We start from the raw sequence: 13,644 nt of genomic DNA on the forward strand, positions 1-13,644 counted from the left end.
ACTCAAGCCATCCCGTCTTGCAGAGGCAGCTATGTCGACGAAAATAATCGCCAAATTCCTGGTCACCGCCGCGGTGCTCCTGTCCTTGATCACTCTGGTCATGCTGGGCGGCTGCTCCGGCGGCGAGCCAGCACCTGCTGCGATCACCCCCAAAGTCTCGGTGATCAGCATAAAACCCCAGAGCCAAGTGCTGACCACCGAGCTTGCGGGCCGCACCCAGGCCTTTATGGTGGCGCAGATTCGTCCGCAGGTCAGCGGCATCGTCCAGCAGCGGTTGTTTGTCGAGGGGGCGGATATCAAGGTCGGGCAAGCGCTGTACCAACTGGACGCGGCGTCCTATACCGCAGCCCTGGCGCAGTCCAGGGCGAGTCTGGCCAAGTACCGCGCCACGCTTAAGTCGGCGCAGGCCACTGCTAAACGCGACGCCGAACTGGTGAAAATCAATGCCATCAGTCAACAGGATAATGAGGACGCGCAGGCAACCTTGCTGACCGCCGCTGCCGACGTGCAAGTTGCCGAGGCAGAAGTCGAAACCGCACGGATCAACCTGGCCTACACGCGTATTACCTCGCCGGTCAGCGGACGGATTGAAACCTCCACCGTGACCCCAGGGGCGCTGGTGGTGGCCAATCAGGACAGCGCATTGACCACGGTGCAGCAACTCGATCCGATCTACGTGGATGTCACCCAGTCGACCACGCAATTGCTGCGGCTCAAGCGTGACCTGGCCAGCGGCGCCTTGCAGTCCAATGGCGAAGGGCAGGCCCGGGTCAGCTTGAAACTGGACGATGGCAGCACCTACAACCAAGAGGGCCGGCTCAAGGTCAGCGGCGTGAGTGTCAGCGAGGGCACGGGCACCGTCACCCTGCGTGCTGAATTCGCCAACCCGGACCACCTGCTGCTACCGGGCATGTACGTACGTGCGGTGCTGGAACAGGCGCGCGATGACCAGGCCATTCTGGTGCCGCAGAAAGCGGTAAACCGCAGCGCCAGTGGTGTGACCACCGCGTTGCTGGTGGTCGACGGCAAGGTCGAACAACGTGAGCTGACCATCGGTCGCGCGGTGGGGAATCAGTGGTGGGTCACGGCAGGCCTGCAGGCGGGTGACCAGTTGATCGTCGAAGGCGGGCAAAAAGTCCGTGCCGGCGCCGCTGTCCAAGTGCAGGACGCCAGTGCTCAGGCGGCCACCCCCCCCACCCCCGCGAAGGAGGGTTGAACGTGGCGCATTTTTTTATTGATCGACCGATTTTCGCTTGGGTGATCGCCATCGTGATCATGCTCGGTGGCAGCCTGTCCATCAACCAGTTACCGCTGGAGCAATACCCGGACATCGCACCGCCCACGGTCAAGATTTCCGCCACCTACACCGGGGCTTCGGCCAAGACCGTGGAAGACTCGGTGACCCAGGTCATCGAACAGCAGATGAAAGGCCTGGATAACCTGACCTATATGTCGGCCACCAGCAGTTCGGCCGGCAGCGCCAGCATCAGTTTGACCTTTACCGCCGGGACCAACCCGGATGTTGCCCAGATGCAGGTACAGAACAAGCTGCAACAAGCCGAATCGAGATTGCCGCAGTCGGTACAAAGCCAGGGTCTGACCGTGACCAAGGGCGGCTCGGACTTTTTGATGATCGTCGCCCTGGCATCGGATGACCCCAGTGTCACCGGCACCCAGATCGGGGACTACATTTCCACCACCTTGCTGGACTCCATCAGCCGAATAGACGGCGTGGGCGATGTGCAGACGTTGGGATCGGGCTACGCCATGCGCATCTGGCTGGATCCCGCCCTGTTGGAAAAGTACGCGTTGATGCCTTCGGACATCAGCAGTGCCCTGGAAGCGCAGAACACTGAAGTTTCCGCGGGGCAGCTCGGCGCGTTGCCGGCGATCAAGGGGCAGCAGTTGAACGCCACGATCAGCGCCCGCAGCAAACTGCAGACCGTCGAAGAGTTTCGCAATGTCGTCGTCAAGTCCAGCAGTGATGGGGCTGTCGTTCTGCTGGGCGACGTCGCGACCCTGGAGTTGGGCAGTGAAAGCTACGACATCAGTTCTGCCCTCAACGGCAAACCCGCCGCAGCCATGGGGGTGCAACTGGCGGCTGGCGCCAATGCGCTGAATGTCGGCGAGGCGGTCAAGGCCAAGCTTAAAGAGATGGAACCGTTCTACCCGACGGAAATGCAGCTTAAAAACGTGATTGCCTACGACACCACGCCGTTTGTCAGCCTGTCCATCGAGGAAGTGGTCAAGGCCCTGGGCGAGGCCATCGTGCTGGTGGTGTTGATCATGTTCCTGTTCCTGCAAAGCCTGCGGGCAACGCTGATACCGGCGATTACCGTGCCGGTGGTGCTGTTGGGTACGTTCGGTGTGCTGGCGCTGTTCGGCTATTCGATCAACACCTTGACCATGTTTGCCATGGTCCTGGCGATCGGTTTGCTGGTGGACGACGCCATTGTGGTGGTGGAAAACGTCGAGCGGTTGATGGGCGAGGGGCTGTCGCCCGTGGCTGCCACGCGGCAATCGATGAGTGAAATCAGTAGCGCACTGGTCGGTATCACCCTGGTGCTGAGCGCAGTGTTTATTCCCATGGCGTTTTTCGGTGGTTCCACCGGGATTATCTATCGGCAGTTTTCGGTGACCATTGTCTCGGCCATGGTCCTGTCGGTGTTGGTGGCGATGACCCTGACACCCGCACTCTGTGCGTCGTTGCTCAAGGCGCGTGACGGCCAGGCGCATACGGCTCAGCGCGGGTTCTTCGGCTGGTTCAACCGCACCTTTGAACGTGCCAGTGCCGGTTATGAGCGCTGGGTGGGGGCGGTGTTGCGGCGTTGGGCGCGCAGTCTGCTGATCTACGGCGTGGTGCTGGTGGTCATGGCCGTGGGCTACATGAGCCTGGCCACGTCGTTTCTGCCGGATGAAGACCAGGGGATCCTCCTGGCACAGATCCAGTTACCGGTCGGCGCGACGGACAGCCGCACACAGGCCGTGATCAAACAGTTCGAAGACTACATCCTGAAACAGCCCGAAGTCGAAGCGATGATCAGCATCAGCGGGCTGGGCATGGGTGGCAACAGCCAGAATACCGCGCGGGCGTTTATCCGCCTCAAGGACTGGACCGAGCGTGGTGGCACCGGCCAGGATGCGGCCGCCATTGCCCAGCGGGCGACCATGGCGCTGTCGAGCATCGGTGACGCGGATGCTTTCGTCATGCAGCCTCCGACCGTGCGCGGCCTGGGCCAGAGCTCGGGGTTCGACCTGCAACTCAAGGACCTCGGTGGCCTGGGCCATGATGCATTAGTGGCGGCCCGCGAGCAGTTCCTGGAGCTGGCCAGAAAAGATCCACGCCTGCTCGGAGTGCGCAGCAACGGCCTGGACGATGCGCCGCAGCTCAAGGTCAGCATTGACGACCGCAAGGCGGGGGCCTTGAGCTTGAGTACCAGTGACATCAACACCACATTGTCGACGGCGCTTGGCGGTACTTACGTAAACGACTTCCTCAACCAGGGCCGGGTGAAAAAAGTCTATGTACAGGGCCAGGCAACCTCGCGCATGCAGGCGGCGGACCTTGATCACTGGTTTGTGCGCAACAGCAACAATGAAATGGTGCCGTTCTCGTCCTTTGCCAGCAGTTCCTGGAGCTATGGCTCGCCATTGCTGGAGCGCTACAACGGCAGCGCCTCCCTGGAAATCGTGGGTGATCCGGCGCCAGGGGTGAGCTCCGGGGATGCGATGAACGCGGTGGAAGCGATCGTCCGGCAATTGCCCCAGGGTATCGGCTACGAGTGGACCGGGCAGTCCTATCAACTGCGCCTGTCGGGATCCCAGGCGCCGCTGCTCTACGGCATCTCCGTGTTGTTTGTATTCCTGTGCCTGGCCGCGCTCTATGAGAGTTGGTCGGTGCCGTTTTCGGTGATCCTGGTGGTGCCCCTGGGGGTGATCGGTGCAGTGCTGGCGACCCGTGTCGCCGGGTTGAGCAACGACGTGTATTTCCAGGTCGGGCTGTTGACCACCGTGGGCCTGGCCGCGAAAAACGCGATCCTGATCGTTGAGTTTGCCAAGCACTTGCAAGAGCAGGGCAACAGCGTGATCGACGCGACGCTGATCGCCGTGCGCCAACGCCTGCGGCCGATCCTGATGACGTCCCTGGCGTTCATGTTCGGCGTGTTGCCGCTGGCCTTGAGCACGGGCGCAGGCTCCGCCGGGCGCCAGGCCATCGGGACCGGGGTGCTGGGCGGCATGTTCAGCGCGACGGTGCTGGGAATTTTCTTTGTGCCGCTGTTTTTCGTGCTGATCCGCCGCCGTTTTGGCCGCGTGCACAGCGCTAACCAATCTGCCCCGACAGGTGATGCATGATCAAGTCACACTGGCCTTTGCTGGCCGCCCTGGTCCTGGGCGGCTGCGTCAACCTGGCACCGCAGTATGAGCGTCCCGATGCACCGGTGTCCGAGCAATGGCTGCCAGCAGCCAGCCTGCCAAAAGGGCAGGCTGGGGTTGATATCAAATGGCAGCAGTTCTTTACCGACAGCCGCCTGGCGCAGTTGCAGGCGTTGGCGCTGGCCAATAACCGCGACTTGCGTCTGGCCAGCCTGAACGTTGAGAAGGCCCAGGCGCAGTACCGCATCAAGCGTGCAGACCTGTTTCCGACTATCGACGCGAGCGTCAGCGGCACCCATAGCCGTACACCGGGGTCGCTGTCTAACTCCGGCGCGGCGGCCACCACTCACGATTACAGCGCTCAATTGGGGCTGAGCAGTTATGAGCTGGACGTGTTTGGCCGGGTTCGCAACCTCCGGGATGAGGCGCTGGAAGACTACCTGGCGCTGACGGAAACCCGGCGCAGCACGCAAATCAGTCTGGTGGCCGAAGTGGCCACGGCCTGGCTGACCCTGGCCGCCGACAACGAACGGCTGCTGCTGGCCCAGGAAACCTTGACCAGCCAGTTGGCCACCTACGACCTGACCCAGCGCAGCTACACCTTGGGCGGCTCCTCCGCGTTGTCCGTGGCGCAAGCCCAGACCACGGTCGAGTCGGCACGGGGCGATGTGGCGTCCTACGAGAGCCAGATCCTGCAGGACCGCAATGCCTTGCGCCTGTTGGTCGGCAGTGATGTGCCCGAGGCGCTCTTGCCGGGGACGCACCTGGAGTCGGCGGCGGTGCTGGTGGAGATTCCGGCGGGCCTGCCCTCCAGCCTGCTGCAACAACGCCCGGACGTGCTCTCGGCCGAACATACGCTCAAGTCTGCCAACATCGATATTGGCGCGGCCCGTGCGGCGTTTTACCCGAGCATCAGCCTGACCGCCAACGCCGGTTCGTCCAGTGCGGCATTGGCCGGCCTGTTCAAGTCCGGCAGCGGTGCCTGGACCTTTGCCCCGAGCATCAGCGTGCCGATTTTTGACGGCGGGAGTAACCGCGCGACCCTGGATTCGGCCAAGGTAGAACGCGAGATTCAGGTGCAGACCTATCAGCAAACCCTGCAGACCGCATTCCGCGAAGTGGCCGATGCGTTGGCGGTGCGCAGCACCCTGGATCGCCGTATCGCCGCGCAACAGGCGCTGACCGACGCCAGCCGCAAAAGCTTCGAACTCTCGGATGCCTTGTATCGGGGCGGGTCGCAAAGCTACCTCGAAGCGCTGGATGCGCAACGCTCGCTCTACAGCGCACAGCAGGACCTGATCACGCTGCGCCTGACCGAGCAGAGTAACCGCATCACGTTGTACAAAGTGCTGGGGGGCGGTTGGAATTAATGGCCCTGCCACGTGCACACATCACCGCAGCGAAGGAACGGCTTGCGCGCATCAAATCAGATGACTTCTTTCAGTGGGGAATAACCATGTGTGCCTTTCGTTCCAGTGTAAGCCGTTGCGTCCAGGTGCTTGCCTGCGCCTGTTTCATCACGCTTTCACCGCCTTCCCGTGCGGATTCCGACGCAGACCCGTGGGAAGGTATCAACCGCCCTGTTTTCTCATTCAACGACACGTTGGATACCTATGCACTGAAACCACTCGCCCAAGCCTATCAATTCGTCACTCCCCGGGTTGCTCAAGACGGCATTCATCATTTTTTCAATAACCTGGGGGAGGTCAAAAATCTGTCCAACCACTTACTTCAAGCCAAGTTTCATAGTGCCGGCGTGGATACGAGTCGCTTTTTGCTCAACAGCACGATTGGCCTGGCGGGGGTGTTTGACGTCGCGACGCCCATGGGGCTGCAACGCAGTGACGAAGACTTCGGTCAAACCCTCGGTTACTGGGGGGTAAGTAGCGGCCCTTACCTGGTACTGCCGCTCCTGGGGCCAAGCACACTGCGCGATGCGCCCGCCATCCTTCCTGATGCCTACGCCAATCCGGTTCGCTACATCGGCGACGTTCCTACCCGTAATAGCCTTTACGGTGTGAGCCTGATCGACGGACGTGCTCAATATCTGACTTCCGAAAAGCTTATGACGGGCGATAAGTACAACTTCATTCGAAGTGTCTATCTGCAAACCCGAGCGTTCAAGATCAAGGGCGGAGCCGTAAAGGACGACTTTTGATCGGCACGTGACCCACTGCGTCGTGACAACCCTGCAGCCGGCTTGTTACACATTGGCAAGCTGGACCTGATCACGACCCTTTGCTTTAGCCCTGTACATGGCGCTGTCCGCACGGCGAATGAAAGCGTCAAATGACTCCGATGGCATCCACGCCGCGACGCCGAAGCTACACGTTACCTGACCCGCCTCCTCAAAGGGCAGGGCGCTGACGAGGGCTCGAAGCTTTTCTGCCAGCTGCTTTGTGTCGTGCAGTTCGCTACCCGGGCAGATCAAGGCAAACTCTTCGCCACCCGTCCTGCACAGTAGATCGGTTTTGCGCGTTGCCGAGCGTATTCGTGTACACAATGCCTTCAGCACGTTGTCACCGCACTGATGCCCCCAGCTGTCGTTGATGCGTTTGAAGTGATCAACGTCGAACATGATCAGCGATAGAGGCTGGTATTGGCCGTTAGCCTCAATGAGCAGGCGTTCCATCAGCTCTTCGAAGTGCCTGCGGTTATACACGCCCGTCAGGTGGTCAGTCATGTTCAATAAACGCAGGTCTTGGGTGCGCTCTTCAACAAGAAAAAGGGCCCGCGCGCGCTGCGTGATCAGCAAGTACACCATCAACGTCATCAGCAGCGTCAATCCTGTTCCGAACACGGCAATCAGACTGATAAACGATGCGTGACTGTTGGAGCTCAAAAATGTTGAGGTTGGCCGAAACCGCATCAAGTAATTTTGGTCGGCTACTTTCAGCAAGCGCTGAGCGTGAAGCGGCGATGGGGCTGCCGGCGATAAGCTCTGATAAATGTTGTCTTCCTGATGCTGTGTGTCGATCAATGACAGCGTCACGTTCAATCGTTGCAGGCTGGGTAACGGAATGCCTTGTTCCATCAACGAGGCCAAGCGTATTGTCGAGACGATGAAACCCTGCAAACTTTCATCGTTCACTGGCGCCTCGGAGGACTCCTTGAATACGGGCGCGACAAAGAAAACCCCGGCCTGGCCATTGCTCATTTTCAACGGTTCCGACACGACCATTTGATGTGTTTCTCGTGCCTTCTTCAACAAAGCTTCGCGATCCGGGCGGGCGAGGACATCCATGCCAGGTGTAACCTTCACGTCATCGCGCTTGGATAAATAGAGCAAGACCATGTGTTCCGGGCGGCGGGTGAGGGGGGCTTCGGCACGGGTCACTGGATTGATCTCATGATACGCAAAGTCACTCGTACCATTGAGCAGCGCTTTGGTGCGAAACGCTTGTAGATCCTGCTCGAGAATTCTCGGGACCCAACCGTACGTTTCGCCCTCTTCGACGAGAGGCGTGACGAACCCCATAAACTCCTTTTCCGTGACATCGTCGGCGTTGATGAAGAAACGCCTGACGGTGTCCAGTTTCAAGTCCTGAACAGTAAACCGCCGCTGCAGGCGGCTGAATCGCTCGTCAACCTCCAGTTGGAACGCAACGGCAACGGTGCGCTGCTCCGACCCGTGGTAAAGAATCAGTACCAAGCTCGTTACGGCCACCCCAGCCAGGCACACAAGAATGCAAAGGGTCACGTCGGATGCTTTAAGGGCGCTCTTACGAAAAGGCATCATTTCGTGTTCCTTACTCATCGCCAAAACGAACTGCAACCCCCTGAAGGGCGTTCTCGATTATCGGCACACCGCCCAATATCTTTATAGCTCAGGTGCCGCAATACGCCGTTTATAGAGTAAGCGAGGAGCCCACACACCTGCACATTGCCGGTGGCAGGTGATTCAGTCTAGAACTCGGTCACAACGGTTACGCCGGCTGTCTCGAAGCGATCCATGTTCATCAGCGCGTCGATGGACTGCTCCAGGCTGATGGTTTTACCCACGAGTTTTTCCGGGGCCAGTTTTCCGCTGCTGATCATCTGGATCATCGCGTCATAACGATGGGCTTGCATGCCGTGGCTGCCGTAGATCTCAAGCTCGTGCGCGATGACCTTGCTCATGGGGATTGCCGGCGTGGCGTGGTCGGCGAGCATCAGCCCTACCTGGACGTGTTTGCCTCGACGGCGCAGGTTGTTGATGGAGTTGAAGCACGTGGTGGGATGGCCCAATGCATCCAGCGATACATGGGCGCCGCCCTGGGTGATTTCCAGCACGGCTTCGGTGACGTCCGCAACGCTTTGTGCGTTCACGGTTGCAACGGCGCCGAGCGCGCGCGCCAGCTCGAGCTTTTCCTGCGAGATATCAATGGCGATGACGTTCGCGCCGAGGGCCTGGGCGATCATCACGGCGGACAGGCCCACGCCTCCGCAGCCGTGCACCGCTACCCACTGTCCGGCGCTGACTTTGCCTTGGTCAACGACGGCGCGGAATGACGTGGCGAAGCGGCAGCCCAGGCTCGCAGCAGTCGCGAACTCCATGCTTGGCGGGAGTGCGACGAGGTTCAAGTCGGCCTGGTGTATACCCACGTACTCGGCAAACGAACCCCAATGAGTGAAGCCCGGTTGAAACTGGGTCGTGCAGACTTGCTGGTTACCGCTGTTGCACTCGGGACACGCGCCACATCCGCCGACAAAGGGCACCGTCACGCGGTCGCCGACCTTCCACCGGGTGATGTCCCTGCCAACCTCCGCCACGATGCCGGCAAGCTCATGCCCGGGAACATGGGGCAGCTGGATGTCTGGATCATGCCCCTTCCAACCGTGCCAGTCGCTGCGGCAAACGCCGGTGCCGCGCACCTGTATGACCACGCCGTGACGCTCGGGCGTCGGGTCTTCGACGTTCATCAGGCGCGGCGGTTGGGAAAAGGCTTCGTAGACAACTGCTTTCATGAAAGTCACCTCTACTTGGATAGACACTGCGCTGTATTCGATTGATCTCGTGCGCGGGGCGGCTCGAATCAGTGCTGATCCATTATCTGCAAACGCGTTGAAATTGCTTTTCAGATTGCGGTTGATAGTGTGCGGCCAATGAAATTAATCTCCATGAGCCGGCCCATCATTGAAAGGATCAACCATGCTCGAGCGTTTGGATAAGGTGGACATTGCAATATCAGAGCGACTGCAGCGAGATGGGCGACTGTCGAATGTCAAATTGGCGGAGCAACTTTCCCTCAGCGAAGCGTCCTGTTGGCGCAAACAAAAGCGCCTCGAGGAGTGCGGGGTGATTGAGGGGTATCAAGCCATCCTGAATCGTAGAAAACTGGGCCTGGGGGTGATGGCTTTTGTTCAGATTTCCTGCAGTGACCACAGTGAAGAAGCCACGGAAAAGTTTGAAAAAATCATCGCGTCAGCGCCCCAGGTACTCAGTTGTCACAATACAACGGGCGAGGCGGATTTTTTACTTCAGGTCGTCGCCAGAGACCTGGACAGCTACAGCAGGTTCGTTGAAAAGGTGCTGAGAAAGCTTCCGGGTGTATTGAGCATCCGCTCGAACCTGTCGCTGCGGGAAATGAAGACCACCCATCGGTTTCCGGTGGCCGAGCTGCTGAGTATCTGAGGGCCTTGTCCAGGCACATTAAGTACCTGACTCAAGGCAGAGCCTTGATCGCCTGGACGACAGCGTTGACGATGGCCTGGGCAATGACCCGGCGCTGAGCCTTCTCCATCATGGGGTTCAGCCATGCAGGCAGGCTGTTGAGCATGGGCAATATTGCCTGCAGTGCACCTTCGCGCAAGGGACCACCCGGTTGCTGGCATAGCTGCCCGACCAGGCTCAGTATTTCTGCCTCATAAGCCTGCCTCAATCGCCGTACGCTGTCTTCCATCGGCGCGTTCAGGCAGCGGATGTCCATGGCTGCCAGCTTAAACTGCCCGGCCATGTGTTCATGTAATCGAAGGTGGCCTTCGATCAGTTTTGTCAGACGTTGCGCGGGCGTCAATCTTCGCTTTTTGATCAGCTCAACGTGCGAAAGCAACGTCTGATACAGCTCCATCAACCACTCGAACAACAGCGCTTCCTTGCTTTCTATGTGGTGATAAATCGCGCCCGGCGTTATGCCGACATGAGCCGCCAATTCACGCATGCTGACCTGGCTGAAACTGCGCTCCTGGAACAACTCCAGGGCTCTGCGCTGGAATTCCGAGCGGCTTAGCACAACACACCCGCCGTGCTGTACACACGCAACCACTCCCGACGGACCAGGCCTTGGGTCATGTGTCGAGCGCCTGCTGCTTGGCTATTTCCTGGTTGCGCAGAATGAACCGCTGCAGCTTGCCACTCGGTGTCTTGGGCAGTTGTTCGACGAACTCGATTTCCCGTGGGTACGCATGTGCGGCCAGGCGCTGTCGCACATGCAGGCGCAGGACTTCAGCCAACTCGGCGCTTGGCAGGTACTGACTGTTCAGTACGACAAACGCCTTGATCAGCTCGGTGCGTTGCGGGTCGGGTTTGCCAATGACCGCGGTTTCAACCACCGCCGGGTGTTCGATCAGCGCACTTTCCACATCGAAAGGCCCGACCCGATAACCGGACGTGGTGATCACGTCGTCGTTACGGCCGACGAAGCTGATACTGCCGTCGTCATTCAGCTCCACGATATCGCCGCTCAAGTAATAACGGTCGACAAAGGCCTTGGTGTGCATGCCGAAGTAGCCGTTGAACCAGCACAGGGGCGAGCGCTCGCGATCCACCGCCAGCACGCCTGGCTGGCCAGCCGGCAATTCGCGATGTGCGTCATCCAGCACGACAATCCGGTACCCCGGAACCGCATAACCGGCCGAGCCCTCACGTACCGGGTGGCGCAAGCCGTGGTGATTGCACAGCACCATGCCGATTTCAGTCTGGCCATAGTGGTCGTGGATGACCACGCCGAGTTCTTCGGCAAACCAACGGATGACTTGCGGGTTGAGCGGTTCGCCGGCGCTGCTGATGACACGCAGGTGGCCACGCACGGCGTCGGCGAACTCAGCCCCTGCCGCGATCAGCAGACGATAAGCCGTCGGCGAGCCCGCCAGGTTGCTGATCGCATACTTGGCGATGATCCGGCAGGTACTGTCCACCGCGAAAGGCCCGTCATAGAACAGCGTGGCACGGCCACACGCCAGCGGGCCGGTCACTGCGTAATACAAACCATAGGCCCAGCCGGGGTCGGCGAGATTCCAGAAATGGTCATCCTCTCGCAGGTCAATCGAATCACGCATATAGCCCTTGAAGGCCAGAATGGCGCTCAACGGTACCTCCAGCGGTTTGGCCGGCCCTGTGGTACCCGACGTGCACATCAGCAGGAACGGTGCACTGGCGTCCAGCAACTCAGGCGCGCAATTCGTGTGCTGACGACCCAGGGCGGCCCAGAAGTCGTAATCATCCGGGTGCCGTGGATCAGCGCCGGTCACGATGATAGGGGGGCAGTCAGTGACCTCGTCCAGCTTGGGGCGATTATGGGCATCGGTCACGATCCAGCGCGCCTCGGAGCAGCCCAATCGCTGTTCGATCGCCTTGGGACCGAATGCAGTGAAGAGCGGTTGGTAGACCGCGCCGATGCGCCAGGTACCCAAAATGGCAATCAACAGTTCAACCGTGCGTGGCATCAGGCCTGCCACACGGTCGCCCGGCTTGACCCCTTGCTCTCGCAGAAAGTTGCCGAAGCGCGCAGCCTGTGCCTGCAGTTCGCTGAAGGTGTAGTGGGTGGCGTGGCCATCCCGGGTTTCGCAATACAACGCCACGGCATCACCGTCGGCGTGCCGGTCGCAGCATTCGATGCATGCGTTCAAGGCAGCCAGCTCGCCGTGCAAATCCCCGGCGGCCAGTTGTAGATAATCGAAAGAGCTCACTGCTGAGTCGTAATCGCGCATAACGTACCTGATTGTTATTGTTGGAATATGCCCTGTGTGCACTGGCCCAGTGCACGCGCTTTCAGGGGGTTAGCTGTCCATCATTTCGGCTGCTTGCTGTGTGGCCTGGCTGGTTCGGGTGGCCAGCTTGCGCACTTCATCGGCGACTACGGCAAACCCGCGTCCGGCCTCGCCTGCGCGCGCCGCCTCAATGGCGGCGTTCAACGCCAACAGGTTGGTTTGGCTGGCAATGCCCTGGATGGTGGCGACAATCTGGGTCAACTTGCTGAGGGTTTCCTGCATCACCCGATGTTGTTCTGCCTGCGCCTCACGCATCGTGCTTTCTTCATGGTGGGCATGGATATCGGTGATGGCACCCACCACTCTTTGCGGTGAGCCGTCCTGCGCGCGGCGCGTTTGCCCTCGGCCGCGAAACCAGCGATAAGCGCCACTTTTATGTTTGAGTCGATAATCCACATCAAACGGGGTCTTGCCGCTGCGGTCGTCAACGTGGGCGACAAACGCTGCGATTGCCCGCGCGCTGTCGTCGGGATGCAGGCGCGAGGTCCAGCTTTCCAGGGTGTTGGGGAACTCTTCAACCGTGTTGCACCCCAGCAGCCGGCGCATTTGCGAAGACCACCAAATGGTATTTTTCGGGTTCGCAGGGTCACCAGCCACCACCTCGATGTCCCAGAGCCCGTCATGCAGCATTTCCCGGGAAATATCGAAACGTGTGGCCGCCAGTTCGAGCGCTTCGGTGTGCAGGTGCTGGTCGTGAATGTCACGCAGGGTCCCACCGATGGCGAGAGGTACGCCTTGGGTATCGCGATATGAATCGCCGCTGATCCTGCACCATCGATAGTCACCGTCTGATGTGGACTTCATCCGCACCTCGAGCGCAAAGGGCGTCCGCCCGCTGCGGTCGGCAAGATGCCTGGCAAGCGCCTCCAGGTGCGGTTGCCGATCAGCCGGGTGTAACTGTTCGCTCCAACGGCCAAGCTGATCAATACCTTGGGCCTCAATCGACGCAGACCCCGTCCAGTCCATCCTGGATTCCGCCGTGGGTGCGGCGGCGCCCTCCAGGTCCAGCGACCAGAACAGTTCATCTGCGCCTCGGGTGATCAGTGCCCAACGTGCTTCCAATTGGCGCAAATGTTGGTCGCGGTCGGCCAGGCGCTCGTCCAATTGGCTGACGTGCAAGGTCAGTGCGCGCGTTTGCTCCTTCAGGGCGTGCCGCTCCTGCAGCAGTTGCTCGACGCCTGCGAGGATGCGGCGCAATAACGGGTGGTTCGACGATAACGGCGTGCTCGCCTGGTCAGGCTGCTCCAGCCTGTCGGCAAGTGGCGCCAGTACCCAGCGGGTGGTTCGGCTGAAAAAAAGCAT

9 protein-coding genes and 2 pseudogenes are annotated in these 13,644 nt (G+C 60.0%); 5 read left to right on the forward strand and 6 right to left on the reverse strand.

Annotation, left to right across the window (positions count from 1 at the left end):
• Nucleotides 1-31 precede the first annotated feature (31 nt).
• The 4 genes from D109_RS0122655 (at nt 32) to D109_RS0122670 (ending at nt 6,532) form a co-directional block, all read left to right on the forward strand.
• On the forward strand, nt 32-1,216 hold the full coding sequence (locus D109_RS0122655) for an efflux RND transporter periplasmic adaptor subunit (protein WP_017478874.1): 1,185 nt from the start codon (nt 32-34) through the stop codon (nt 1,214-1,216).
• 2 nt (nt 1,217-1,218) lie between these two features.
• Nucleotides 1,219-4,353 carry an efflux RND transporter permease subunit gene (locus D109_RS0122660; RefSeq protein ID WP_026078159.1) on the forward strand — a complete coding sequence of 1,045 codons (3,135 nt, stop codon included), beginning with the start codon at nt 1,219-1,221 and terminating at the stop codon, nt 4,351-4,353.
• Complete coding sequence (locus tag D109_RS0122665) at nt 4,350-5,744, forward strand: efflux transporter outer membrane subunit (RefSeq protein WP_017478876.1); 1,395 nt, start codon at nt 4,350-4,352, stop codon at nt 5,742-5,744. The genes D109_RS0122660 and D109_RS0122665 overlap by 4 nt, the downstream gene beginning before the upstream one ends.
• Before the next feature lie 86 nt (nt 5,745-5,830).
• Nucleotides 5,831-6,532: a VacJ family lipoprotein gene (locus D109_RS0122670; protein ID WP_026078160.1), complete on the forward strand. Its 702-nt coding sequence runs from the start codon at nt 5,831-5,833 to the stop codon at nt 6,530-6,532.
• Nucleotides 6,533-6,577: 45 nt separating this feature from the next.
• On the opposite strand, the gene D109_RS0122675 is transcribed toward D109_RS0122670, so the two are convergent.
• Both D109_RS0122675 and D109_RS0122680 read right to left on the reverse strand, forming a co-directional pair.
• Nucleotides 6,578-8,113, reverse strand: a complete 1,536-nt coding sequence (locus D109_RS0122675) for a diguanylate cyclase (protein WP_017478878.1) — start codon at nt 8,111-8,113, stop codon at nt 6,578-6,580.
• Between the two features lie 167 nt (nt 8,114-8,280).
• Nucleotides 8,281-9,321, reverse strand: coding sequence for a zinc-dependent alcohol dehydrogenase family protein (locus D109_RS0122680; protein WP_017478879.1), 1,041 nt, complete (start codon nt 9,319-9,321; stop codon nt 8,281-8,283).
• Between the two features lie 184 nt (nt 9,322-9,505).
• On the opposite strand from D109_RS0122680, the gene D109_RS0122685 reads away from it, so the two are divergent.
• Nucleotides 9,506-9,988 (forward strand): Lrp/AsnC family transcriptional regulator, encoded by a 483-nt coding sequence (locus D109_RS0122685; protein WP_017478880.1) that lies wholly within the window; start codon nt 9,506-9,508, stop codon nt 9,986-9,988.
• Nucleotides 9,989-10,019: 31 nt separating this feature from the next.
• Here the strand turns inward: D109_RS0122685 and D109_RS0122690 are convergent, their stop codons facing one another.
• The 4 genes and pseudogenes from D109_RS0122690 to D109_RS0122700 all read right to left on the reverse strand — a co-directional run.
• Nucleotides 10,020-10,547, reverse strand: coding sequence for a TetR/AcrR family transcriptional regulator (locus D109_RS0122690; protein ID WP_152416396.1), 528 nt, complete (start codon nt 10,545-10,547; stop codon nt 10,020-10,022).
• 94 nt (nt 10,548-10,641) lie between these two features.
• Nucleotides 10,642-12,282, reverse strand: coding sequence for an AMP-binding protein (locus D109_RS0122695; RefSeq protein ID WP_017478882.1), 1,641 nt, complete (start codon nt 12,280-12,282; stop codon nt 10,642-10,644).
• Nucleotides 12,283-12,360: 78 nt separating this feature from the next.
• A pseudogene (locus tag D109_RS1000000135355) lies at nt 12,361-12,645 on the reverse strand (methyl-accepting chemotaxis protein); the annotation flags it as partial.
• Nucleotides 12,646-13,644, reverse strand: a pseudogene (locus D109_RS0122700) (PAS domain-containing protein); the annotation flags it as partial.

It is taken from the genome of Pseudomonas sp. PAMC 26793 (assembly GCF_000313235.1).
In the GTDB taxonomy this organism is placed as follows: domain Bacteria; phylum Pseudomonadota; class Gammaproteobacteria; order Pseudomonadales; family Pseudomonadaceae; genus Aquipseudomonas; species Aquipseudomonas yamanorum.

Bases quoted from the DNA above. Each gene is read 5' to 3' on its own strand.
- D109_RS0122685 (WP_017478880.1), top strand. From the start codon at position 9,506: ATGCTCGAGCGTTTGGATAAGGTGGACATTGCAATATCAGAGCGACTG.
- D109_RS0122680 (WP_017478879.1), bottom strand. From the start codon at position 9,321: ATGAAAGCAGTTGTCTACGAAGCCTTTTCCCAACCGCCGCGCCTGATG.
- D109_RS0122665 (WP_017478876.1), top strand. From the start codon at position 4,350: ATGATCAAGTCACACTGGCCTTTGCTGGCCGCCCTGGTCCTGGGCGGC.
- D109_RS0122655 (WP_017478874.1), top strand. From the start codon at position 32: ATGTCGACGAAAATAATCGCCAAATTCCTGGTCACCGCCGCGGTGCTC.
- D109_RS0122695 (WP_017478882.1), bottom strand. From the start codon at position 12,282: ATGCGCGATTACGACTCAGCAGTGAGCTCTTTCGATTATCTACAACTG.
- D109_RS0122670 (WP_026078160.1), top strand. From the start codon at position 5,831: ATGTGTGCCTTTCGTTCCAGTGTAAGCCGTTGCGTCCAGGTGCTTGCC.
- D109_RS0122675 (WP_017478878.1), bottom strand. From the start codon at position 8,113: ATGATGCCTTTTCGTAAGAGCGCCCTTAAAGCATCCGACGTGACCCTT.